Below are 22,145 nucleotides of genomic sequence, written 5' to 3'. Positions count from 1 at the left end.
CAGTGGTCAACCTGGCGGCGCCGGCACCAATACCGGGCCAGAAAATCCCACTACCAGCGCAGACGCCGATTACATAACCAAGTGCGGCTGGAGTACTAGAGCGTGTATCGAAGTAGCTGATGGGGTGGCGCCGCGAAGCGGTGCCACCCCATCAGCGGTTCTGGTGAAAGACTCTGTCCGCGTTGGCGGATGGGCGAGGTCTCCGGTAAGTGGGTTGAACGACCAAGCACAACCGGAACCAAACCGGAGACCTCGTGACCACAGTAGCGGTGACGGGGCGCGCGGATCTGACCGATGCTCAATGGGCGAGGCTGGAACCGCTGCTGCCCCGCGGCAGAAAACCCGGACGCCCGCCGGTATGGACGAAACGACAGCTCATCGACGGAATCAGGTGGCGCACCCGCGTCGGCTGCCCGTGGCGTGACATCCCACCCCACTACGGGTCCTGGCCCGCGGTCTACGGATTGTTCCGGCGATGGCAGCGAGCAGGGGTGTGGGCGCTGATCCTGAAAATGCTGCAATGCTTCGCCGAGTCCGCAGGCCGGATCGTGTGGCAGATCAGCGTCGACTCCACGATCATGCGTGCCCATCAGCACGCGGCCGGAGCCCGCCGCGACAGCCACGCCCAGGCCGAGCCACCCGGCGGACCCGGCGAGCATGAACCCGCCGATCACGCCCTCGGCCGCTCCCGCGGCGGATGGACAACAAAACTACATCTGGCCTGCGAGGACAGCTGCCTGGTGATGAGCATGCTGCTCACTGCCGGCCAGGCCGGAGACAGCCCGCAGTTCGCGGCGGTCCTCGACCGGATCGACATATCCAGACCTGGCAGCCGGGCCCGCCGGCGACCGCATCGAGTACTCGCCGACAAGGCCTATTCCAGTCGCGGCAACCGCAGCTGGCTACGACGCCGCGGTATCAAGGCCACCATCCCGGTCCCGGCTGATCAAGCCGGCCACCGCCGAGGCCGCGGTTCGGCCGGCGGGCGCCCGCCGGCGTTCGATCCGGTGATCTACCGCGACCGCAACGTGGTCGAACGCGGCATCAACCAGCTCAAACAACATCGTGCGGTCGCGACCCGGTTCGACAAACTCGCCGTCCGCTACCTCGCGACCATCCACATCGCAGCGATCAACCAATGGCTCCGCCACAGTTGAACAGTGGGCGGGCTGACGCCCGCCCACTGCTCAACACTTCGATACAAGCCCTAGTTTCGTTGAAGTGTCCTTCGAGTACCAGGTAGACATCGGATACCTACCCGCCGAAGAAAGGCACACCGATGACCGTGCAATACCTGACCCCCGAGGGCATATTCACTCCTGTTCCGTACCACCATGTTTCGGTCGCGACCGGCACCCGTCACGTCCGGGTGGCCGGTCAGATCGCCCGCGACGCCGAAGGCAATCCCGTGGCCACCGGCGATCTCGCCGGTCAGGTCGCGCACTCCCTGCGCAACACCGCACGCGGCCTGGCGGGCGCGGGCGCCGGTTTCGCCGACGTCGTACGCCTCCGCTTCTTCGTCACGAATTGGAGCCCGGACAAGTACCCCGCGTTCATCGAGGGCATCGAACGAGTCTCCGGCGAGCTGGGCCTGCCCAGCCCGCTGCCACCCGTATCGGCGATCGGCGTGGACTACCTCTTCGAACCCGATGTGCTCGTCGAGGTGGAGACCGACGCCATCCTCGACTGAGCCTCGGGTCCTACCTCGGGCCGTTCTCGATCAGAGTGCGCCGCCGGCATCGATCACCTGTGTGGTGCCGGTGATGTATTTGCCGCTGTCGGATACGAGGTGCAGGACGGTGTCGGTGATATCGCCGGGTTCCAGTGCCGCGACCGGCAGCCGGTTGAGGGTGCGTGCGGCCTCTTCGAAATCGGCGCGGGCCGGATTTTCCAGGTCGGGCCGGAACAGCCGGTAGGTCGCGTCGTTGAGGATCATATCGGTGGCCACCGTGGTGGGGTGAACGGTGTTGACCCGGATACTGTGCGGTGCGAGTTCCTTGGCCATCACCTTCATCATCGAGACGAGTCCGGCCTTCGCCGCCGAATAGTGGGCGGTGTTCTCGTTGGCATAGATCGCGGCCAGTGAACTCGTGATGACCACCGAGCCGCCACGCCCACCGGAAATGATGTGCGGGACCGACGCCTTGAGTGACTTCCACACCCCGGTGAGGTTGATGTCGATCATGTCCTGCCAGGTTTCGTCGCTCATCTCGAGCGTCGGGGCCGGGCTGGAGATACCGGCATTGGCCAGCACTATGTCGAGGCGCCCGAACTTCGCGACACCTTCGCCCACCGCGTCGGCCAGCGCGGCGGAGTCGCGGACATCGGCCTCGCGGGCGACGATCCGGCGGCCGGTTGCCTCGACGAGCCGGGCCGTTTCGGCGAGATCCTCGGCGGTGGCGAGCGGGTAGGGAACCGTGTCGACCTTCGCGGTGGTATCCACCGCGATGATGTCCGCGCCCTCCTCTGCGAGTCGCACCGCGTGACTGCGTCCCTGGCCGCGTGCCGCACCGGTGATGAAGGCGACCTTGCCGTCCAGTCTGCTCATGGCGATCTCCGTGTTCACTCCGACGTCGATGTCACCCCAAGGTTATGGCGCAGTGTGCCAAAAGTCGAGAGCCGATTCCTGCGTGCGATGATGAGGCGTGCGCAGTCCAGTCGAGCGTGACCGAGGTGGCCGTCCCGCGCTGACCAGTGCCCACGAACTGGCCGAGCTCGCCCAGGACCTGTTCCTGGAACACGGGTTCGAGCACACCACGGTCGACGATATCGCGGCAGCGGCGGGTATCAGCCGTCGCACGTTCTTCCGGTACTTCTCCACCAAGGCCGACGTGCTGTGGGTCGAATCCCCGGCCGAACTGGCGCGGTTGCGAGAGTTGCTCGGGCAGGCACCGGCGGCGGAGACCTACGACGAGGTCCTCGTCCGCGCGACGCCGGAAGCGCTGCGTCATCCACCGGAACAACGGAAATGGGCGCTGCACCGGGCGCAGTTGATCCTGAACGTGCCGCTGGTCCAGGAGAAAGCCGCCGCCCGTCATCAGGACTGGCGGCGCGTGGTGACGGAGTTCGTCGCCGACCGGCGCGCGACCGGGCCCGGCGATCTGGTCGCGGTGGCGGTCGGTCATGCGGTCCTCGGCGCGACCTTGGCCGCGCACGAGTACTGGCTGGCGCATCCGGACGAGGAATTGTGGGCGATCATGACCCGCCTGCTACGCCTGATGATTCCCCGGGCGGAGTGATCTTCGGCGTCAGGTGCCGACCGGTCGATCGACAGCGTGGGGCAGGTTCTCCCGGGATGTAGCCAGGAGATGGCCCATCCGGCGGCATTTGGTCTCCAGATAGGTCAGATTGTCCGCGGTGGTGTGCGGGGGCAGCGCCACCCGGTCGACGACCTCGATTCCCAGTTCGGACAGCCGCTTGCTCTTCATCGGATTGTTCGTGATGAGCCGTACCCGGCCCGCGCCGAGATGCCGGAGTATCTGCGCGGCGGAGCCGTATTCCCGCGCGTCCACGGGCAGTCCCAGGGCGATATTCGCGTCCACGGTGTCCAGGCCCTTGTCCTGGAGCGCGTAGGCCTCCAGCTTGTGGGCGATCCCGATGCCCCGGCCCTCCTGCCCGCGCAAATAGACCACCACGCCGGCCCCGGCTTCCGCGACCGTACGCAGGGACTCCTGGAGCTGGGCGCCGCAATCGCACCTCAGGGAGGCGAATACATCCCCGGTCATGCATTCGCTGTGTACTCGTGCGAGTACCGGAGAACCACCTTCGTGATCTCCCATGGTGAAGGCGATGTGCACCTGCCCGTCCACCACCGATCGGAACGAATGGCAGGTGAACACTCCGTACCGGGTCGGAACACGTGCCGACGAGAGCCTCTCGACGAGGTTTTCCGTGCGCAGCCGATGGTTGATCAGATCGGCGATGGTGATCATCGGGAGGCCGTGGCGCACAGCCAACGCACGCAATTCCGCGCCGTTGGCCATACGACGACGGTCTGGGCTGACCACCTCGCTGATCACGCCGACCGGGGAAACGCCCGCGAGGCGGGCCAGGTCGGTTGCCGCCTCCGTATGTCCGGGGCGTTCCACGACCCCGTGTGGCCGGGCTCGGAGCGGGAACACATGGCCCGGCCGAACCAGGTCCTGCGGCCTGGTTCGCCGGTGTGCGAGTGCTTTCAAAGTGAGGGCCCGGTCGGCGGACGAGATACCGGTCGTGGTGCCCACGGCGAGGTCGACGGAGACCGTGAACGCGGTACGGTGCGGGTCCTCGTTGTGCTCGACCATCTGCGGTAGCCGCAGACGCAGGAGGTACTCCTCGGGCATCGAGGCGCATATGACTCCCGAGGTGTGTTCGAGAAAGAAGGCCAGGTGGTCGACCGTCGCCGCTTCGGCGGCCATGACGAGATCGCCCTCGTTCTCGCGGTCTTCATCGTCCACGACCACGGCGATGCCGCCTCGGCGGATGACATCGACGGCCGGCAACACGCTATCCGTCATGATTGCTTCCCTTTCTGGACCGGGGCGGAGTTCGCCCTGGGTGCCGGTATCAGCTGATCGCCAGTTCCTCGGCCGGATGGGTGAGGATCTCGCCGATCCGGACGAGCAGACGAGAACCCAGCTCGCCGTCGACGAGCCGGTGGTCGAAGGACAACGACAGTGTCATCACCGACCGCGGGACGACCTCGCCGCCGACGATCCAGGGCCGTTGCAGCGTTGCGCCGAGTGCGAGGATCGCGGCTTCGCCGCGGTTCAGGATCGGCGTCGCCCCCTCGACGCCGAAGACGCCCACATTGGTGATCGTGAAGGTGCCTCCGGTCATATCGGCCACGGAGGTCTTGCCGTCCCTCGCGGTCGAGACCAGTTCGCTCAGGGCGGCCGCGAGCCCCCGCAGCCCGAGGGTGTCCGCGCGCTTGATATTCGGCACGATCAGCCCGCGGTCGGTGGCGGCGGCGATACCCAGGTTCACCTGCGGGAACTGGACGATTTCGTTGTTCGTCCCGTCCCACGTGGCGTTGGCTTCCGGTAGTTCGCGCAGGGCCACACAGACGGCTCGGGCGGCGATGAGCAGGGGTGTGACCCGCAGTCCCGCGAAGCGGGGCGACATTTTGAGCCGGGCGACCATATCGAACAGCTCGGTGACGTCGATCGTGACGAACTCGGTGACGTGCGGCGCGGTGAAGGCCGACTCGGAGACCGCCTGCGCGGTGGCCTTCCGTACTCCTCTGATCGGGGTGCGGACCTCGGCGTCTTCCTGCCGGCCCGTGGTGCCGGTCACCCGGGTGACCGCGTCGCCGCGGGATGTGTCGTGGTGGCGGACGAGGTCGAGATACGTGACCCGGGTACCCAATTCCTCGGGCGTGACCTCGGCCAGGTCGATCTCGAGCTTCTCGGCCAGCGCCCGCACCCCTGGAGTCGCTTGAACGCCCGGTGCGGACGTCGCCGCAGCCGGGGCCGAACCTCTCGCCGGCCGCGTGGCCGCCGGCCGGCGGCCGGCGCGTCGCTCGGGTGCGCTCGGGCCGTAACCGACGAGAACTTCGATCTTCTGCTCCTCCGGCGCCGCGGCGGACTCCCCGGCATCGGCTGCCGGAGCGGTCGCGGCGGGAGCTTCCGTGCTGCCGGGAACCCCGGGAGTCTCGATCGTGCCGTCGTCGATCGTCATGAGCAAGGAGCCGACCGCGACGGTCTCGCCCTCCTCGACCGCCAGGGCGACGACCGTGCCGGCGTACGGCGATGGCAATTCGACGCGCGATTTGACGCTTTCGATCTCGCAGACGCTCTGATTCAATTCGACGACGTCGCCGGGTGCGACGAGCCACTCCGAGAGTTCGGCCTCGGTCAGGCCCTCACCGACATCGGGCAGGAACATCTCTACCATTTGTCCATGTCTCCTAGTAATTCACGACCCGGCCGACCGCATCCTTGATGCGGTCGATGCCCGGCAGGAACTCGCCCTCGAGCTTGGCCGGTGGGTAGGGCAGGTTGTAGCCGCCCAGCCGCGCCACCGGTGCCTCGAGGAAGGTGAAGCACTCTTCGCTCACGGTGGCGGCTATCTCGGATCCGACACTGACGAAGGTCGGCGCCTCCTGGACCACGACGGCGCGGCCCGTCCGCCGGACGGACTGGGCTATGGTCGCGACGTCGAGCGGGGCAATCGAACGCAGGTCGACGACCTCGGCCTGGATGTCCTCGCCGGCCAGCTCATCGGCCGCGGCGAGACAGGGGCCGACCATGCCGGCATACGACAGCAGGGTGACGTCGCGGCCGGGCCGGGTGATCCGGGCCTTGTCGAGCGGCAGATCGGGTGCGCCGGCCACCGCACCCCGGTGCCAGTATTCGCGTTTGGGCTCGTAGAAGATCACCGGGTCGTCCGATTCGATACTCTGCCGCAGCATCCAGTACCCGTCGCTGGGGTTGGAGCAGGCCACGACCCGCAGCCCCGCGGTATGCGCGAAGTAGGCCTCGTTGGATTCGCTGTGGTGTTCGACGGCGCCGATGCCGCCGCCGACCGGCAACCGGATGACCACGGGCAGCCGGACCGCGCCACGCGTGCGTGCGTGCATCTTCGCGAGCATCGAAACGATCTGGTTGAAGGCCGGGTAGACGAAACCGTCGAACTGGATCTCCAGAACGGGCCGGAAGCCGCGGATCGACAGCCCGATTGCGGTCCCGACGATGCTGGACTCGGCGAGGAGAGTATTGATGACCCGGTGGGAACCGTACGCGGCGTGCAAACCCTGGGTAACCCGGAAAACCCCGCCCAGTTCGGCGATATCCTCCCCCATGACGAGGACCTCGTCATCGGCCATGGCGTCGTGCAGGGCGGTATTGAGCGCCTCGACGAGAGTCGTGCTCACAGCTGGTGTTCCCTTCAGGCGGCCAGGTCGCGTTCGGCGAGGAGGGCGAGCTTCTCCTGCTGGAGCAGGGGGGTGGGGCTGCTGAGCACCTGGTCGAAGAGCTCCGCGAGGTCCGGCGCGGCCAGTGCCTTGCATGCGGCACGGGTGGCCGCGGCCAGCGCGGCGGCCTCGGCGTCGAGTGCGGCGGACCGGTCGTCGTCCAGCCACCCCTTGTGGTTCATGAAGGTGCGCAGCCGGGTGATGGGATCTCGTGCCTCCCACCGCCGGACCTCGTCCGCGGATCGGTAGGCCGTGGGATCGTCCGAGGTGCTGTGCCCGCCCATTCGGAAGGTCACCACCTCGATGAAGGACGGTCCGTGACCGGCCCGTGTGCGTTGTGCGGCCTGCCGGGTAGCGGCCAGTACGGCGAGGACGTCATTGCCGTCCACGAGATACGAGTCGAGACCGAAACCGGCGGCCCGCTCGTGGAGCGGTTTGGTGGTCTGCGACCCGACGGGGGTCGAGATCGCCCACTGATTGTTCTGGCATACGAACACAATCGGGCACTCGAAGGTCACCGCCCAGTTGAGGGCCTCGCTCGCATCGCCCTCGCTGCTCGATCCATCACCGAAGTAGCTGAGCACGACCTCGTCACTGCCCTCGAGTTTCACGCCCATGGCGAAGCCGGTGGCGTGCAGGAGCTGGGTCGCCAGCACGAGGGTGTTCACGTGGAAGCGGTACTCGTGGGGGTTCCACCCGCCGGCGCTGCAACCGCGCCACTGCGACATGATCTCGCCGGGCTCGATGCCGCGATGCAGGGCGGCGGCGTGATCGCGGTAGCTGGGAAAGACCCAGTCGTCGGACCGCACGGCGGCGATGGAGCCGATCTGGGCAGCCTCCTGGCCCCACGACTGCAGCCACAGTCCGAGCTCGCCCTGACGCTGCAACGAGTAGGCCTCCTGGTCGAAGCGCCGCGCCAGGACCATATGACGCAGGAGGTCTTGGCACAGCTCCGCCGTGACATCCAACGGGAGGTTGGGGCAGGGGGTGAATTCCCCGTCCTGGGTGAGTAGTTGCATGGGTTTCATAGCCGATACCACCTCGTGGGTCGTTGCGGTGCGCCGCCCGGGTTGCGGGCGCACGCTGCAGTCACACCCTGTGTGTTCCGGCCGGGCTGCCCAATGTCTCGGTGCCATCTGGTGGGACCCCCGATCCGGTGACCGCCGGGGTCTCACCTCGCGATACCGGATCGGTGCCCGAGATGCCCGGTAATCGGCACGCTCATGCCATCCCTACATTCGGAGGCAGCTATGAAGCCGACACCGGCCCCCTCGACGGCGCGGGGCGTGCGTACCCGGCGGGTCGTCACACTCTTGTCCGCCGCGGTCGCCGCGCTCCTCGCCGTGACGGCGTGCAGTGGCTCCTCCGATGGTGGTGGCGGCGGCGTCTCCGTGGCGGCTGGTGCCACGAAGGCCGAGTTCCGGGCCGCCCTGGCCGATATGGACCCGGTGGAGATGAAGGTTCAGGTCCTCACTCCGAAGGAAGCGGCGTACTCCAAGGCGTGGGAGGACTACGGTAAGGCCCTCGACGACTGGTCCGGTGGCAAGATCACCTTCAAGATGCATTACTCCGGTGCCATCGTCCCCACCGATGTCTCCGGGGCGCTGTCGGACGGTCTCATCGACGCCGCGCCCTTCCAGCCGGTGTTCGAGCCGGACAAGTTCCCGGTCGCGTCGTTCATCGGAAAACGTTCCGCGACCGATCCCAACACTCCCGTCGCCGGGCCGCTGGGACAGTTCGCCAGCTGGGCGGAGGTCGGGTATCACGACTCGATCGTCCGAGAACTCGAGGACAACGGAATTCACCCCCTCGTCCCCATCGTCATGGCGGGCGGCCCCTTCCAGCTCATCTGCGGCGACAAGCCGTACGACACTCTCGCCGACCTCGGTGGGGCCTCCGTGCGAGTTGCGTCTCCGGCGAACGAGGCGGAGGTGAAAGCACTCGGCGCCAGCCCGGTATCACTGCCGACCCTCGAGGTCTTCGAGGGCATCCAGCGCGGCACCGTCGATTGCGCGGTGATGCCGACGACGCTCGCGTATGCGATCAATATCGCCGAGGTCGCGAAGAATTGGACCGTCGATCCGCGCGGTGGTTTCGCCAGTACCCACGAAACACTGGGCGTCAGCCAGGCCACCTGGGACGATCTGCCTTTGGCGGCCCGGCAGCTCATGCACGACAGGCTCGATGTCTTCTTCGGAACATATATTCCCGGCCACATCATCGGTGGTGGTGAGATCAGTATGAAGCAGGTGGAAAAGGCCGGCGGCACGCTCCATCGATGGGACGACGAGGCGTGGAAGAGGCTCGACGACCACCACCGTTCCGGGATGACGAATGTCGACGACGCCCCGGCGGGGGTCGATGGATCGGCGCTTGTCCGGACTGTCATTACGGCACAGGAGAAGTGGCTACCGAAGGTCGAGGAGCTCGGCTACCGCTCGGAACTCGGATGGGACGAACTCGTCGGCCATCTCGCGAAGCAGCCCCTGGACCCGCAGTCGCTGATCGATGAACTGCGTGCCGAGATCCTGGACAATCACCGCCCCGAGTAACCGGCCGGGGGAACGGATACGACGGGATCGAAGGCGGCGGGGTGTCCACGTCGGCAACTGGCGTGGGCACCCCGCCGTCCTGTCCGGCCGGCCGCGCGGCGCGGTTTCATCGGGTGGCACCGGAGTGCTGCCGGCCCGGCCGGGGGCGAGGACCGTATGACGTACCGATCACTCAACCATGGAGGCGCAGCAATGCCGCTGTCGACACAGGCGGACAGACCCCGCCGCAGACCATCCCGTGCCGGAATCCGATACACGCTCGGCTCCGCGGCGGGCGTCGCCGTGCTTCTGGCCGCGACCGCGTGCGCCGGCGCGTCCGGCGGGGGCGGTGGTGGCGAGTCGGTCGCGGCCGGCGCGTCGAAACCGGAATTCGTGGCGGCCCTGGCCGATATGGACCCGGTGGAGATGAAGGTCCAGGTACTCACCCCGCAGAATACCGGCTACGCCCGGGCCTGGGAGGACTACGGTAAGGCCCTCGACGAGTGGTCCGGTGGCAAGATCACCTTCAAGATGCACTACTCCGGTGCCATCACGCAGACGGGGATCGAGGATGCCCTCGCGGACGGGCTCATCGATGCCGCGCCCTTCGGGCCCTCCGCCGCGCCGGACAAGTTCCCCATCGCGGCATGGACCACCGAGCGCATGGTGTTCAACGAGAACACGCCCATCGCCGGCACCCTCCAGCAGGTCGCCAGCGTGATGCAGGTGGGCTTCGACGATCCGGCCATCCGCGGGGAGATCGAGGACTACGGCATCCATCCCCTGGTCCCGACAGTGGTCAATGGATCGCAGAACCTCTTCTGCGGCAGAGCATCCGGGAATTCGCTGTCAGACCTCAAAGGTAAGCAGATCCGCACGTCCACACCGGCCGCGCAGCAGGAGATCGAGGCGCTGGGCGCCACCTCGGTGTCGCTGCCCACCCTCGAAGTCTTCGAGGGCCTGCAGCGGGGCACCGTCGACTGTCTGGCCACGGCGCACACGCTCGCGTATGCGATCAACCTCGCAGAGGTAACGGACTATTCGGTCGTCGACCCGATGGTCGGTTTGGCTCCGACGTCGGAGGTCCCGGCCGTGAGCAAGGCGACGTGGGACGAACTGCCGCTCGCCGCACAGCAGCTCATGCACGATCGCCTCGATGTGTTCCTGCGGACCTATCTGCAGGAACACAATATGGGCGGCATCGCCATGAGCATGCAGCAGGCCGTCGACAACGGAGTCACCGTCGAGTCCTTCGAGACCGACGCACGGGTGCGGCTGCAGGACTTCCACCAGCAGGTTCTGCGGAAGGATGATGCACCCGCGGGTTACGACGGGGGCGGCTTCATCGAGAACATGAGGGTTGCCAACGACGCGTGGGCGACGAAGGTCGCGGACCTCGGATACTCGAACAAGGTGACCTGGCAGGAATTCGCCGCTCACCAGAAGAAGGAGCCGGTCGATGTCGGGCCCCTCGTCGAGGAGCTCACGACGACGGTTCTGGACAAGCACCGTCCCGAATGATTCGTGCCCACCGGCGCCGAACCGGCTGCTGCCCCGCCGACTGTATCGGCGCGGCGGCAGCCGTCGGCGCACCGGGGCCCGGGTACCGGTTCCGGAGTATGGAAAGCGGCGGGAGTGCTTCCGCCATAACGGATTCCGCCACCCAGGAGGACCGCGCCGGATGAGGGACCGACGTGTGGACACCGGGGCCGACGTCCCGGAGTGGTTCACCGCCGCACTCGACCACACACCCGGCCACGGCCGGATCGACGCCGCCGGCACCGATATCGCCTACCGCGAGTGGGGGCCGCTCGAGACCGGGGGCCGGTCGGCCCCGCTGCTGCTACTCCATGGTGTCGCCGGGCACTCCGGCTGGTGGGACCATATCGGCCCGCGGCTGGCCGATCGGCGCCGGGTGGTAGCGATGGACCTGTCCGGCCACGGGGACAGCGGCAGGCGCGACTCCTACGATCTCGATGGTTGGTCCGACGAGGTGCTCGGGCTGGCCGACGCCCTGGGGCTGCGCCGTCCATATCTCGTCGGGCACAGCCTCGGCGGTCTCATCGGCATGCGGGTCGCCCAGCGGGCAGGGCAGGATCTCGCGGGTATCGTCCTCGTGGAATCCGTTATCGAGGACCGCGCAATACAGGTCGACGGCGACCCACGATTCTTTCGTTCCGGTACGTCTCGCGTACACCGCGACCGGGCGGTCGCGCTCGCGCGCTGGCGTCCTCTGCCCGACGGCGGGGATATTCCGGATTTCTTGGTGCGGCATGTGGCCGCCGGCTCCCTACGGAAGGTCGACGGCGGGTGGAGTTGGAAATTCGACCCGCGCATCTTCCGCTGTGACGGGCTGCATCAGGACGCGATCGTTCCGGTGCGGTGCCGGGTCGCCCTCTTCCGCGGTGAGACCGGTTCGGTCACCACCACGGCCCAGAAGCGCGTGGCGAGTGCCCTGGGCGGCAGAGCCCTGGACATGACGGTTCCGGGGGCGGGCCACAACATCCCTCTCGAGACGCCGCGTGCGCTCACGCTGGCGCTCACCACGCTGTCTGCCGCCTGGGACCAGGAGCTCTGAACTACTTCGGGCGTCGTATCCCGCCCGCGGCGACGAACTGTGCGGCGGTGCAGAAACTCGCGTCGCCGGAGGCGACGAAGACGGCGGCGGCCCGAGACCGGACGCGGCTCCGCTGACGAGGGCGACGCGTCCGGCCCGCAGTGCTGCCGGCCCCCGGGAAGGGGGCCGGCATCGGTGTGCCCGTTCGGTCGGGGCTACTTGCCCGCGGAATTCTCCGGAATCCAGGTCACGATCTCCGGCAGGACGATCATGATCGCGACGAGCAGCAGTATGAGCGGCAGGAACATCGCCACGGCCTGGAAGACATGTCCGAGCGAGATACTCCGGCCGGCATTCACTTCCTTGTTCTGGACGATGCCGTGGACGACGTAGGACAGGACTCCGACGGGTGGGGTGACCATGGCGATCTCCATGAAGACCACAGCGAACACACCGAACCAGATTTCCGAGATCCCCAACGGCGCCATCAACGGCAGCAGAATCGGAACTGTCAGCAGAATCATCGCCAGCGAGTCCATGAACATCCCGAGGACGATGTAGACGACGACCATGACGAGGAGGAACTCGACCCGGCCGAGACCCATATCCGTGACGAATTCGACGAAACCATCCGCGAGACCGCTGATGGAAAGCAGCCGGCTGAGCATCGCTGCGCCGATGAGCAGGAAGAAGATCGAACCCACGGTCGCTACCGTGTCGACCGCCGCGCTCCAGACGACTCGCCACGGCTTGCCCTTACGACGCAGGACAAGTGTGACCACCAGGGCGCCGAGGGCGCCCGCTGCCCCGGCCTCGGTCGCGGTGAAGGTACCCGTGTAGATCCCGGCGATGATGACGACGATGAGGACCGGGGCGGCGACGATACCCCGCAGTCCGGTGAATCGCTCTCGCCACGTGAACCTGACCGCCGACTTGCCGCCGACCATGTTCGGACGGACCACACCGAGTCCGACGATGCCGCCGACGTAGAGAAGGATCAGCAGGAGGCCCGGGACGAGACCGGCCAGTAGCTGCGGCCCCACCGGGACCTGTGCCACGCCGGCGTAGATGACGAGCAGGAGGCTCGGCGGGATGAGCGGGGCCAGAGTACCGGCCGCCATGACCGACGCGACGGCCAGACGCCGGTCGTACCCCGCGCGAATCATCTCGGGGATACCGGCCCGTGCGAGCGGGAAGATGCTGCCCAGTGTCGAGCCGGACATGGATGCCAGACCGGCGCCGGCGACGTTGGTGCCGACAGCGAGACCGCCGGGCAATCTGCCCACCCACTGCCGGGCGGCGTCGTAGATCTTCGTCGTCAGGCCCGAGGCGTGCAGAAAGAGCCCCATGAGGATGAACATGGGAATGACCGACAGCGACCACGAGGCGGCCTGGTCGAAGGGCATCCGCGACAGCAGGCCTCGGGTCGCGCGCCAGTTGGTCATCGCGAGCATGCCGACTATGCCCGGCAGTGCCATGGCTATACCGAGCGGCACCTTCATCATCATGAGGACGAGCATCGCGACCACGGCCAGTGCACCGATCATCTCGTCGGTGACCCCTGAATACATACCGCCGAAGCAAGCGAGCAGTACGGCGGCGGGGACGATCATCCAGGCCACCTCGGCCAGGGTGCCGCGGGTGCCGATGCGCGCTTTCCGGCCGGGACCATCCGGGGCGTCCTGTGCGGCGGGTTCCGGATGCCCGGCCCGGGCGAAGCGGATCATATCGAGCAGGACCTGGACGGCCATGAGGACATAGCCGACGGGGACGGCGAAGACGAACGGCCAGACGACCACTCCGGAGGCTCCCGCGGTGCGACCGATGGCGTAACCGTCGAGCGCCTCGACCGCGCCGAAGTAGGCCAGCAGAAGGCAGAAGACGATGATGATCGCCTGGACGAGGAACTCCATGACCCGCCGGCTCATGTACGGCATCCGGTCGAACATGAGCCGGGCCTCTATGTGTTCGCGTCGCCGTTGGGCGACCGCGAAGCCGAGGAAGGCCAGGATCGGCATGTACCAGAAGGCAGTGTGCTCCAAGGTGCCGTCGAGTGGTGAGCCGAAATAGCGCAACACGGCGTTGGCCACGATGTGGAACATCAACAGGAAGAGCGCCAGGGCGGCCGGGATCGCGGTCCACTCCCCGAGACGCCCGGAGAGGCGAGTTCCGGGGGTGCGCTTCTCGGGGACGGCCGGATCCTCGGTCCCGTGGGGCACAGGGTTGGGCGACGTGTCGTCGCCGGCCAGGCCGGTCGTGGTGGTCATCTGACTTCCTGCGGGGCGAACAGGGCGTACGAGGGGTCTGTGTGGTCGCGGCGAGACCGCGTTGCGCCGTATTTGCCACCGGCGGTGGGCTGATTCACGTCCGGTGCGGGTTCGGACCAGACGACCAGGGCGGTGCGCTCGGTGATCACCCACCGATCGCCTCGGCGTTCGAAGCGGTCGAGGTACCGGCCGCCCGAGCGGAAGGCGCCTCGCGCCCCATCGAGGGCAGGGCCGTGCAACGCGGTGACGTAGCACTCTCCGGCCGCCTGGTCGCCGTCCACCTCGAGGTAGGTATTGGACAGGGTGTGCACGGTGAAGGAGTAATTTCGGAGATTCGTGCCGAGCCATTCGGTGAAGCCGTCGATATCGCCGGCGAAGAGCCCGGAGAAGTCGAGTCGGGCGCCCGGCTCGAAGCAGGACCGCAGGAGTCCGAGGTCCATCCGGTCGACGGCGCGGCAGTACCGGGCCAAGGTCTGTTGCAACGCCGGGTGTTCGGCCACCCGGTCCGCTGTCGGCACGTCGTTCATCGCTGCACTCCCTCGTGACGGCGTATCGTCCTCTGTCCCAAGGATGGTGACAGCGCCCAGGGAGCCGCAGAACGGTCATGTGTCATCTTGTGAGACCCGAGGCAGCGATCGCGCGGTCCGGTGAATTCGCCGTCCGCGCCCCGCCATGGCGTGCCGGGTGGCCTCGGGAAGGGCGCCGGTTCGGTGGATGAGACCCCGGTCTGGGCCCCCGGCGCCGGCCTGAGGAAACGTGGCCGTGGGCCGACGGTTACGCCGACGGCCGGCACAACCGATGCGGCCGGGACCCGGCCCGAGGAGGCAGTCGTGAGAGCAGTGGGATGCCGGCACTTCGGTGGGCCGGATGTTCTCGAGGTCGTGGAGCTACCGGAACCGGAGCCCGGCGAAGGGGAGGTCCGCATCCGGGTGCACACGGCCGCGGTGAACCCGACGGATCTCATCCTGCGCGCGGGCGCGATGCCCCTGCGCGGCCGGACCATTCCGGGTCCGCCGCATATTCCCGGGATGGACGCTGCCGGAGTCATCGACGCGGTGGGGCCGGGAGTGGGCGGTCGCTTGTCGGTCGGTGACCGGGTCGTCGCTCTGGTCGACCCCTTCAGCGGCGGGGGCGGCGCCTACGCGGAGTCGATCGCCGTCCCGGCGGCGTCGGTAGCACTGGCGCCGGCCGGCGTGGATATGCCGGCGGCCGCGACCTTGGTCATGAACGCGCTCACCGCGCGCGCCGGACTGGACGCCTTGGCACTGGAGCCGGGGGCGATCGTGGCCGTGACCGGTGCGCCCGGTGCGCTCGGGGGCTACGCCGTCCAGCTCGCGAAGGCCGATGGTCTGCGGGTCGTGGCCGATGCCGGCCCCGAGGACCACGAGCTCGTCCGCTCGTTCGGGGCCGATGTGGTCGTCGGCCGGGGCGGCGGCTTCGTCGATGCGGTGCGCGCCGAGGTTCCCGGTGGCGTCGACGGCCTCATCGACGCGGCGCTGCTCGCGGCCGATGTTGTTCCCGCGGTCGCCGACGGCGGCAAGATCGCATCCTTCCGTGGATGGAATGGACCGGCCGAGCGGGGCATCGGGGTATTCCCGGTCTTCGTCGGCTCCCGCGCCTCGGATACGGCTGCCATTCAGCGACTCAGTGACCAGGCCGCAGCGGGCGCCTTGACGCTGCGGGTGGCGGACATCGTGCCGGCGGAGCAGGCGGCAGCGGCACACGCACGACTGTCGCGCGGTGGTATGCGTGGCCGTCTCGTCCTCACCTTCGTCTGAGGGCGCCCGCGCTTCCGGTCGCCGTGTTCCCTGATCCGGAGGAGCTATGCCGAAAGTGCCGGACGATGGACGTCCACCGTCCGGCACTTTCGCCTGTCACCTCAGCGGGACTGCCGGAGTGCGACGGCGGCCTCTTGATCCCAGGTCACCGGCAGGGCGTCGACACCGACGATCTGGCGGTCGAAGCGCCACGGGATCTCGTCGACGGGTAGTGCGTGTGCCAGGCCCGGCAGACGCTTCAACAGGGTCGGGATCGCGATCTGCAGTTCCGCCCTCGCCAGGTTCTGGCCCAGGCAGAGGTGCGGCCCATAACCGAAGGCGATGTGGGCCGGTGCCGGGCCGGTGATATCGAACTCGTCCGGCTTGTCGAAATCCCGCGGGTCACGGTTGGCCGCCGGGACGTTGAGCACGATACCCTCGCCGGCCTTGATGAGATGGCCGTCGAGGTCGATGTCCTCGAGCGCGACACGGTCCAATCCGGTGTCGATGATGGGCACGTAGCGCAGCAGGTGCTCCACCGCGTTGTCGATGACTTTCTGGTCCTCCGTATCCCGGAGGACGGCCAGCTGGGCCGGGTGCTGCAGGAGGAGGTGGACGCTCGAACCGATGCCGTTGCCCGTGGTGTCGAAACCGCCGCCGATGAGCAGCACCAGGGTATTGAGCAGGTCGGGAAGGTCGATGAGGCCTTTGGCGTACTGTTCGTGCACGAGCCGGCTGACGATGTCCTGACGCGGTTCCTGCGCGGCCACTTCGTCGACGAAATCCCGGAAGTAGCCCAGCAGCGCCTGGCCCGCGGCCTCGGACTTCTCGATGTTCGAGCTGCGGCTGAACATGGTGGTGACTTCGGTCTCGAAGAACTGGCGCTTCTCGAACGGCACGCCGAGGATATGGCAGAAGAGCTGGGTGGGCAGACCGAAGGCGTAGTCGGTGATGATATCGGCCGTCGGTCCCTCGGCGATCATCTTGTCGATGAGATCGTCACAGATCTGCCGGATCTCCGCTTTGGATGCTTCCACCTTGGGCATGGAGAAGTCACGGGTGACCATCCGGCGGAGCCGGCGGTGCTCATCGCCGTCCATGCTGCGGAAAGACGCCCGCGTGGGCAGTTTCGCCGCAGCCATCTGGCTCGTTTTGGGCATATTCGGGTGGGCACGCACCGCGCTTACCCGGGGGTCGTTGAGGAGTGCGCGGAAATAGCCGGCCCGCGTGATGAGCCACGCTGTCTGGTCGTTCCACAGCCGGATCTCGGTAATGCCCGAATCCTCGCGGTACTCCTCGTAGGCGGGCGGCGGGTCGAAGGGACACGTGTCGGCCCTGGGCGAGGGAAACACGGGTGGGGACTCGGGCGCCTCGGTCTTCTGTTGGTTCACTGTCACTCTCCTGTCGGTTGTCGGGGGCTGCCGAGATAGCTCAGCGGGACCGTTGAAGGGCCAGCGCGGCTTCCTGGTCCCAGGTCACCGGCAGCGCGTCGAGGCCGATGATCTGACGGTCGAAGCGCCACTCGATCCGGTCGACGGGCACCGCATGGGCGAGCCCGGGCAGCCGCCGCAGTAGTGCCGGGACGGCCACCTGCATTTCCACCCGGGCAAGGTTTTGCCCCAGGCACTGGTGGGGGCCGTAGCCGAAAGCGACGTGCGCCCTGGCGTCCCGGCAGAGGTCGAGTTCGCCGGGGGCATCGAAGTCCCGCGGGTCGCGGTTGGCCGCCGGGACGTTGAAGATCAGGCCCTGCCCGGCCTTGATGAGGTGCCCGTCGAGATCGATGTCCGCACCGGCCACCCGGTCGAAACCGGAGTCGATGATCGGGATGTAGCGCAGCAGTTCCTCGATGGCCCCGGCGATGAACCGCGGATCGTCGCTGTCCCGGAGGGCCGCGAGGCGATCCGGATGCTGCAGCAGCAGGTGCACGCTGGAACCGATTCCGTTGCCGGTGGTATCGAAGCCTCCGGCAATGAGTTGCACCAGCGTGTTCAGCAGGTCCGGCAGGTCGATCTTGTCCTGCCGGTACTGCCGGTGGACCAGGCGGCTGACGACGTTGTCACGAGGCTCCTGCCCGCCGACCTCCTCGATGAGAGTGCGCAGGTAGTCGACCAGGGCGCGCCCGGCGGCCTCGGCGATATCGGCGTCGGTGTCGCGATTGAACATGGTCGCGACCTGCGTTTCGAGGAAGTCCCGCTGGTCTGTCGAAATTCCCAGGATGTGACAGATGAGCTGGGTGGGCAGGCCGAAAGCGTAATCACGGATGAGTTCGGCGGTGGGGCCCTTGGCGATCATCTCGTCGATGAGCTCGCCGCAGATCTGCTGGATCTGCTCTCGCGAGGCCTCGACGCTGGGCATGGAGAAATCGCGGGTGACCATGCGGCGCAGGCGTCGATGTTCCTCTCCGTCCATCATTCGGAAGGAGGCTCGGGTGGGGAGCTTGGCGGTGGAACTCTTACTCGTCATCGGCATCCCCGGCCTGGACCGGTCGGCGCTGACCCGGGGGTCGTTGAGGAGTGCGCGGAAATAGTCGGCCCGCGTGATGAGCCACGCCGTCTGGTTGTTCCACAGCCGGATCTCGGTGATGCCCGCGTTCTCGCGGTGCTCCTCGAAAGCGGGGGGCGGGTCGAAGGGGCACTTGTCCGCGCGGGGGGACGGGAAGGCGGGCAAGGATTCGCGGGCCTCGGTGTTCTGGTGGGCGGTCACTGTTCTCTCCTTCTCGAAGAGCGTCCTGGGTACGAGTCGGCGCCGTTGCCACCGCGAGCGGCCGCGCGCTCTACCGCCCACCCTGTCGTTGCGCGACGGAACTGCCTACCCACCGGTTTCACGCACTGGGAACGGCCCGCCTTTCGGGCCGGCCGGCCGCTGCCCGGGGCGGGGGCGGCGGATCACGGCGCCCGCGAATCGGAGCGGAACCACTCCGAGCGTCGGGGCCGGTTTCCAGGGGGATTTCACGACGTGGGACCTTCCCGGCGCCGGGTGCTCGGATTTGCGGCATCGTCGGGACCAGCACAGTCCGGCGGCCATATAGGAGATTCGACAATGTGGCGAAGGGGACGGTGACGATCCTCGGTGGCAGAGGATTCACAGAACACGGTGAAAGGCGACGATTTCGTGACCGACCCGACCTTCCCCCTGATCGCGACCTCCTGTGTCATTACCGAGCCCGGACACCTGGAGTTGCGCGAGTTCACCATCCCCGCCTCCGACCCCGAGACCGGTGTCCTCGCGGTCGAGGCCACCGGTGTCTGCGGCGCCGATGTCGAGATGTTCCGCGGGGACGGCCCGAAGAATTTCCCGCCGGTGGCACTGGGGCACGAGATGCTAGGCCGTATCGCCGATATCGGTGAACGTGCCGCGCAACGGTGGGGAGTGAGCGTCGGTGACCGCGTCGTCGTCAATGAGGTCATTCCCTGCGGCAACTGCCAGTTCTGCACCTCCGGCCGGGCCGAGATGTGCAACGGCTTCTTCGGTTCACAGGGCTCGCGCTACGGATTCATCCCGGTCACCACCGAACCCGGCGCCTGGGGCGGTTTCGGCACCCATATGAAGTTGCACCGCAATACCAACCTGCGCCGGATCAGCGATGATGTGCCGACCGCGATCGCATCGATGTTCATGCCCGTCGCCAACGGTATGCACTGGCTCTTCGAGCTCGCCCGCCTGCGTCCCGGCGCCTCCGTGCTGATCGTCGGCCCCGGTCCGCAAGGTCTGGCCGTGACCGCCGTGGGGCATGCCGCGGCCGGACTGCGCACCATCGTCGCCGGTCGTAGTGCCGACGCCCATCGTCTCGGACTCGCGACGCGGGTCGGCGCCACGCGGGTCGTGGACACCGAGACCGAGGACGTCGTCGCCGCGGTCGAGGAGGAGACGCGCGGCACGGGTGTCGATGCCGTCGTCATCACGACATCCGGTGCCGACAGCGTCTTGGCCGTCGCCACCCGCTGCGTGCGAATCGGCGGCACGATCGTTCTCGCCGGCACCAACGGCTGGAAGACGGAGCAGAAGTTCAAGGGCGATGCCCTGGTCTTCCGCAACATCACCCTCCAGGGCGCGCCGGGACATTCCGTCGGTTCCGTCGAGGGCGCGGTCCGGCTCCTCGAACGCTCGCACCCCACCTTCGCCCCGTTGGTGGGCGAGGAGTACTCCCTGGACGAAGTATCCGAGGCGTTGTCGGCACCCTTCGCCGCCACCTGCGGAGTCCACCGGTCGGTCCGGCCGAACCGGTTGTGAACCGAGGGTTTCAACATATGGAACGCGACGGTTCTGGCCCGGCTGCCCCGGGCCTAGCGTCGGCCTTGGTTACGCAGCGAGGATGCGCCCGCACCTCGCCCCACCCCTGCTTGCCCTCCGCGGGCGCGAGGAGAGACACGACAATGATCTTGCACTGGTCCTTCGCGGCCGATGACCCGGAGACGGTGGCCGCGGCCCTTGCCGAAATCGTCGGTGGCCAGGTTGTCGAGCCCCCGATTCCGCCCTACAGCCCGGGCGCCAAATGGGTCTGCGCTTTCGACGAGATGGGTTCGATGCTCGAGGTGGGCCCACGGAACGCGGTGTGGAAACCGGACGAAGTGGCCACCGCCGTCGAAACGCTCGTCGACTCCGATCCGCCAGAGTTCACCTACAACCACATCCTGTGCCGCTCGGTCCTCACTGTCGCGGAGATCAAAGCGGTCGCCGACCGCCACGGGTGGCACACCCGCTTCTTCGACGGTCCCTTCAAATTCCAGGCGGTCTGGGTCGAGAACCACCAGTACATCGAGTTCGTTACCGATGACCTGGTGCCGCTGTACCAGAAGGTGTTCGGCGCGGGCGCTTCCAAGGAAGGGCTCGAGACGCACAACAAGGGGCGCGGTCAGACCTACGACGACCTCGGTACGAAGGCTTCGCAGACCGATGCCGTCCGCCGCTGACCGGCTCGCCGGCCACCCCGCCACCATTGTCTGAGAGGCCCAGCCATGCACGGAGTTCGAGTTCTCGACGTCGGGTCGATGTACGCCGGCCCGGTCGTCACCACGTTTCTCGCCGATATGGGTGCGGACGTCATCAAAGTCGAACCACCCGGCGGTGACGCTCTGCGCCACTTCGGCTACTCCTGGCCGATCGAGGGCCGGGGGAAGCGGTCGGTGACGCTGGACATCCGTAAGCCGGAGGGTCGGAAGCTGCTCGAGCGACTGGCCGCCGAGGCCGATATCTTCGTCGAGAACTACAGCGCCGGCACGCTCGACCGCCTCGGACTGGGGCCGGAGAACCTGCAGGCGATCAATCCGCGTCTCGTCTATGTCCGGGTCACCGGGTACGGCCAGGACGGGCCGTATGCCGAGCGTCGAGCGATGGATCCCATCGGTCTGGCATTCGGTGGGGTCAGCCATCTGCTCCGCAACAGCGAGGGCGTGCCGCAGCTGACCGGAAACCTCTTCATCGGCGACTACGCCACGGCTCTGCTCGGGGCGCTCGGCGCCACCGAGGCCCTGCGCCGGCGGGACGCCACCCCGGACGGTAGGGGCGAGGTGGTCGACGTGTCGATGTACGACATCCTCCAGCGCGTCACCGGCTCGGAGGTCGTCAACTACACGATGGCCGCGTCGAAAGGAGAGCGCGCCGAGGAACTCATGACGGTGCCCGCACCGTGGGGTCCCTTCCGGGCCGCCGACGGGATCTGGGTGATGGTCTGCGTAGTCCCCGAGCCCGGGATGTGGGCCAGGTTCGTCGACGCGGTCGATGCCGACTGGGCGCGTGACGAGCAGGGCCGGGCCCGCTCCGGGCTGCAGTACGGCGAGAAGCGCATGGTCGATGACAAGGTGGCCCGATGGGTGGGGGCCCGGCCGGCCGGAGAAGTCGTCGAGACCCTGTCGGCGCAGGGGATTCCCGCCGCCCTGTGCATGACACCGCAGCTGCTCGTCGAGGACGAGCACCTCGCGGCGACCGGGGCCTACGAGGACCATATGACCCCCGACGGCGTCGCCTACAAGATGCCGGCCCCGATCCCACGGATCGGCGCCGAGCGAGCACGGGTCTCTCGGCCGGCACCGGCGTTGGGGGAGGGGAATGCCGACGTCTACGGCGAGCTGCTCGGGCTCGATCGCGACGCTATCGACGCACTCGAAGCCGACGGCGTCATCTGACCACCGCGTCCCGGATGAC

Annotated in this window: 19 protein-coding genes; 10 read left to right on the top strand and 9 right to left on the bottom strand. The window is 67.5% G+C overall.

Going from position 1 to position 22,145, the window contains the following annotated elements; all coding sequences use genetic code 11:
• The first annotated feature begins 254 nt into the window (after nt 1–254).
• Nucleotides 255–1,157, top strand: a complete 903-nt coding sequence (locus AB0H42_RS26235; RefSeq protein WP_357060480.1) for an IS5 family transposase — start codon at nt 255–257, stop codon at nt 1,155–1,157.
• Between the two features lie 122 nt (nt 1,158–1,279).
• Nucleotides 1,280–1,690 carry a Rid family hydrolase gene (locus AB0H42_RS26230; protein ID WP_357060478.1) on the top strand — a complete coding sequence of 137 codons (411 nt, stop codon included), beginning with the start codon at nt 1,280–1,282 and terminating at the stop codon, nt 1,688–1,690.
• Nucleotides 1,691–1,720: 30 nt separating this feature from the next.
• Here AB0H42_RS26230 and AB0H42_RS26225 read toward each other — a convergent pair whose 3' ends face one another.
• A complete protein-coding gene (locus tag AB0H42_RS26225; protein ID WP_357060476.1) occupies nt 1,721–2,548 on the bottom strand; it encodes a mycofactocin-coupled SDR family oxidoreductase in 828 nt (275 codons plus the stop codon).
• Between the two features lie 97 nt (nt 2,549–2,645).
• On the opposite strand from AB0H42_RS26225, the gene AB0H42_RS26220 reads away from it, so the two are divergent.
• A complete protein-coding gene (locus AB0H42_RS26220) occupies nt 2,646–3,239 on the top strand; it encodes a TetR family transcriptional regulator (protein ID WP_357060473.1) in 594 nt (197 codons plus the stop codon).
• 9 nt (nt 3,240–3,248) lie between these two features.
• Here AB0H42_RS26220 and AB0H42_RS26215 read toward each other — a convergent pair whose 3' ends face one another.
• Genes AB0H42_RS26215 through AB0H42_RS26200 form a run of 4 tightly spaced genes read right to left on the bottom strand, consistent with a single transcriptional unit; the run spans nt 3,249 to nt 7,920 of the window.
• Entirely contained in the window at nt 3,249–4,496 is a 1,248-nt protein-coding gene (locus AB0H42_RS26215) for a bifunctional 3,4-dihydroxy-2-butanone-4-phosphate synthase/GTP cyclohydrolase II (protein ID WP_357060470.1), read from the bottom strand.
• A 49-nt stretch (nt 4,497–4,545) separates the two neighbouring features.
• Nucleotides 4,546–5,874, bottom strand: a complete 1,329-nt coding sequence (locus AB0H42_RS26210; protein ID WP_357060467.1) for a dihydrolipoamide acetyltransferase family protein — start codon at nt 5,872–5,874, stop codon at nt 4,546–4,548.
• 13 nt (nt 5,875–5,887) lie between these two features.
• Nucleotides 5,888–6,853, bottom strand: coding sequence for an alpha-ketoacid dehydrogenase subunit beta (locus AB0H42_RS26205; RefSeq protein ID WP_357060464.1), 966 nt, complete (start codon nt 6,851–6,853; stop codon nt 5,888–5,890).
• A 14-nt stretch (nt 6,854–6,867) separates the two neighbouring features.
• Complete coding sequence (locus AB0H42_RS26200) at nt 6,868–7,920, bottom strand: thiamine pyrophosphate-dependent enzyme (protein WP_357060462.1); 1,053 nt, start codon at nt 7,918–7,920, stop codon at nt 6,868–6,870.
• A 222-nt stretch (nt 7,921–8,142) separates the two neighbouring features.
• On the opposite strand from AB0H42_RS26200, the gene dctP (AB0H42_RS26195) reads away from it, so the two are divergent.
• The 3 genes from dctP (AB0H42_RS26195) (at nt 8,143) to AB0H42_RS26185 (ending at nt 12,001) form a co-directional block, all read left to right on the top strand.
• On the top strand, nt 8,143–9,444 hold the full coding sequence (gene dctP / locus AB0H42_RS26195) for a TRAP transporter substrate-binding protein DctP (RefSeq protein ID WP_357060459.1): 1,302 nt from the start codon (nt 8,143–8,145) through the stop codon (nt 9,442–9,444).
• A 192-nt stretch (nt 9,445–9,636) separates the two neighbouring features.
• Entirely contained in the window at nt 9,637–10,944 is a 1,308-nt protein-coding gene (gene dctP / locus AB0H42_RS26190) for a TRAP transporter substrate-binding protein DctP (RefSeq protein ID WP_357060456.1), read from the top strand.
• 160 nt (nt 10,945–11,104) lie between these two features.
• Complete coding sequence (locus AB0H42_RS26185) at nt 11,105–12,001, top strand: alpha/beta hydrolase (RefSeq protein ID WP_357060453.1); 897 nt, start codon at nt 11,105–11,107, stop codon at nt 11,999–12,001.
• A gap of 194 nt (nt 12,002–12,195) precedes the next feature.
• Here the strand turns inward: AB0H42_RS26185 and AB0H42_RS26180 are convergent, their stop codons facing one another.
• Together AB0H42_RS26180 and AB0H42_RS26175 are read right to left on the bottom strand one after the other, a co-directional pair.
• Entirely contained in the window at nt 12,196–14,247 is a 2,052-nt protein-coding gene (locus tag AB0H42_RS26180; RefSeq protein ID WP_357060451.1) for a TRAP transporter large permease subunit, read from the bottom strand.
• Entirely contained in the window at nt 14,244–14,774 is a 531-nt protein-coding gene (locus AB0H42_RS26175; RefSeq protein ID WP_357060449.1) for a nuclear transport factor 2 family protein, read from the bottom strand. The genes AB0H42_RS26180 and AB0H42_RS26175 overlap by 4 nt, the downstream gene beginning before the upstream one ends.
• Nucleotides 14,775–15,077: 303 nt before the next feature.
• Here AB0H42_RS26175 and AB0H42_RS26170 point away from each other — a divergent pair, with 303 nt between their 5' ends.
• Nucleotides 15,078–16,025 carry an NADP-dependent oxidoreductase gene (locus AB0H42_RS26170; protein ID WP_357060446.1) on the top strand — a complete coding sequence of 316 codons (948 nt, stop codon included), beginning with the start codon at nt 15,078–15,080 and terminating at the stop codon, nt 16,023–16,025.
• A gap of 101 nt (nt 16,026–16,126) precedes the next feature.
• Here the strand turns inward: AB0H42_RS26170 and AB0H42_RS26165 are convergent, their stop codons facing one another.
• Nucleotides 16,127–17,395, bottom strand: a complete 1,269-nt coding sequence (locus AB0H42_RS26165; protein ID WP_357060443.1) for a cytochrome P450 — start codon at nt 17,393–17,395, stop codon at nt 16,127–16,129.
• Between the two features lie 40 nt (nt 17,396–17,435).
• Nucleotides 17,436–18,707 carry a cytochrome P450 gene (locus AB0H42_RS26160; protein ID WP_357060441.1) on the bottom strand — a complete coding sequence of 424 codons (1,272 nt, stop codon included), beginning with the start codon at nt 18,705–18,707 and terminating at the stop codon, nt 17,436–17,438.
• Between the two features lie 366 nt (nt 18,708–19,073).
• On the opposite strand from AB0H42_RS26160, the gene AB0H42_RS26155 reads away from it, so the two are divergent.
• From AB0H42_RS26155 to AB0H42_RS26145, 3 genes are all read left to right on the top strand, one after another.
• Entirely contained in the window at nt 19,074–20,234 is a 1,161-nt protein-coding gene (locus AB0H42_RS26155; protein WP_357060439.1) for an alcohol dehydrogenase catalytic domain-containing protein, read from the top strand.
• Nucleotides 20,235–20,377: 143 nt separating this feature from the next.
• Entirely contained in the window at nt 20,378–20,914 is a 537-nt protein-coding gene (locus tag AB0H42_RS26150; RefSeq protein ID WP_357060436.1) for a hypothetical protein, read from the top strand.
• Between the two features lie 45 nt (nt 20,915–20,959).
• Nucleotides 20,960–22,126 carry a CoA transferase gene (locus AB0H42_RS26145; RefSeq protein ID WP_357060434.1) on the top strand — a complete coding sequence of 389 codons (1,167 nt, stop codon included), beginning with the start codon at nt 20,960–20,962 and terminating at the stop codon, nt 22,124–22,126.
• The last annotated feature ends 19 nt before the right edge of the window (nt 22,127–22,145 follow it).

The sequence above is a fragment of the Nocardia sp. NPDC050799 genome (assembly GCF_040654015.1).
Taxonomy (GTDB): domain Bacteria; phylum Actinomycetota; class Actinomycetes; order Mycobacteriales; family Mycobacteriaceae; genus Nocardia.
The sequence above is the reverse complement of the archived record's forward strand: the minus strand, read 5'-3'. Positions and strand labels throughout refer to the sequence as shown.

Coding starts and splice junctions, on each gene's coding strand:
- AB0H42_RS26215 (WP_357060470.1), bottom strand. CDS start 4,496: ATGACGGATAGCGTGTTGCCGGCCGTCGATGTCATCCGCCGAGGCGGC.
- AB0H42_RS26210 (WP_357060467.1), bottom strand. CDS start 5,874: ATGGTAGAGATGTTCCTGCCCGATGTCGGTGAGGGCCTGACCGAGGCC.
- dctP (WP_357060459.1), top strand. CDS start 8,143: ATGAAGCCGACACCGGCCCCCTCGACGGCGCGGGGCGTGCGTACCCGG.
- AB0H42_RS26185 (WP_357060453.1), top strand. CDS start 11,105: ATGAGGGACCGACGTGTGGACACCGGGGCCGACGTCCCGGAGTGGTTC.
- AB0H42_RS26150 (WP_357060436.1), top strand. CDS start 20,378: ATGATCTTGCACTGGTCCTTCGCGGCCGATGACCCGGAGACGGTGGCC.
- AB0H42_RS26145 (WP_357060434.1), top strand. CDS start 20,960: ATGCACGGAGTTCGAGTTCTCGACGTCGGGTCGATGTACGCCGGCCCG.
- AB0H42_RS26175 (WP_357060449.1), bottom strand. CDS start 14,774: ATGAACGACGTGCCGACAGCGGACCGGGTGGCCGAACACCCGGCGTTG.
- dctP (WP_357060456.1), top strand. CDS start 9,637: ATGCCGCTGTCGACACAGGCGGACAGACCCCGCCGCAGACCATCCCGT.
- AB0H42_RS26180 (WP_357060451.1), bottom strand. CDS start 14,247: ATGACCACCACGACCGGCCTGGCCGGCGACGACACGTCGCCCAACCCT.
- AB0H42_RS26230 (WP_357060478.1), top strand. CDS start 1,280: ATGACCGTGCAATACCTGACCCCCGAGGGCATATTCACTCCTGTTCCG.
- AB0H42_RS26200 (WP_357060462.1), bottom strand. CDS start 7,920: ATGAAACCCATGCAACTACTCACCCAGGACGGGGAATTCACCCCCTGC.
- AB0H42_RS26225 (WP_357060476.1), bottom strand. CDS start 2,548: ATGAGCAGACTGGACGGCAAGGTCGCCTTCATCACCGGTGCGGCACGC.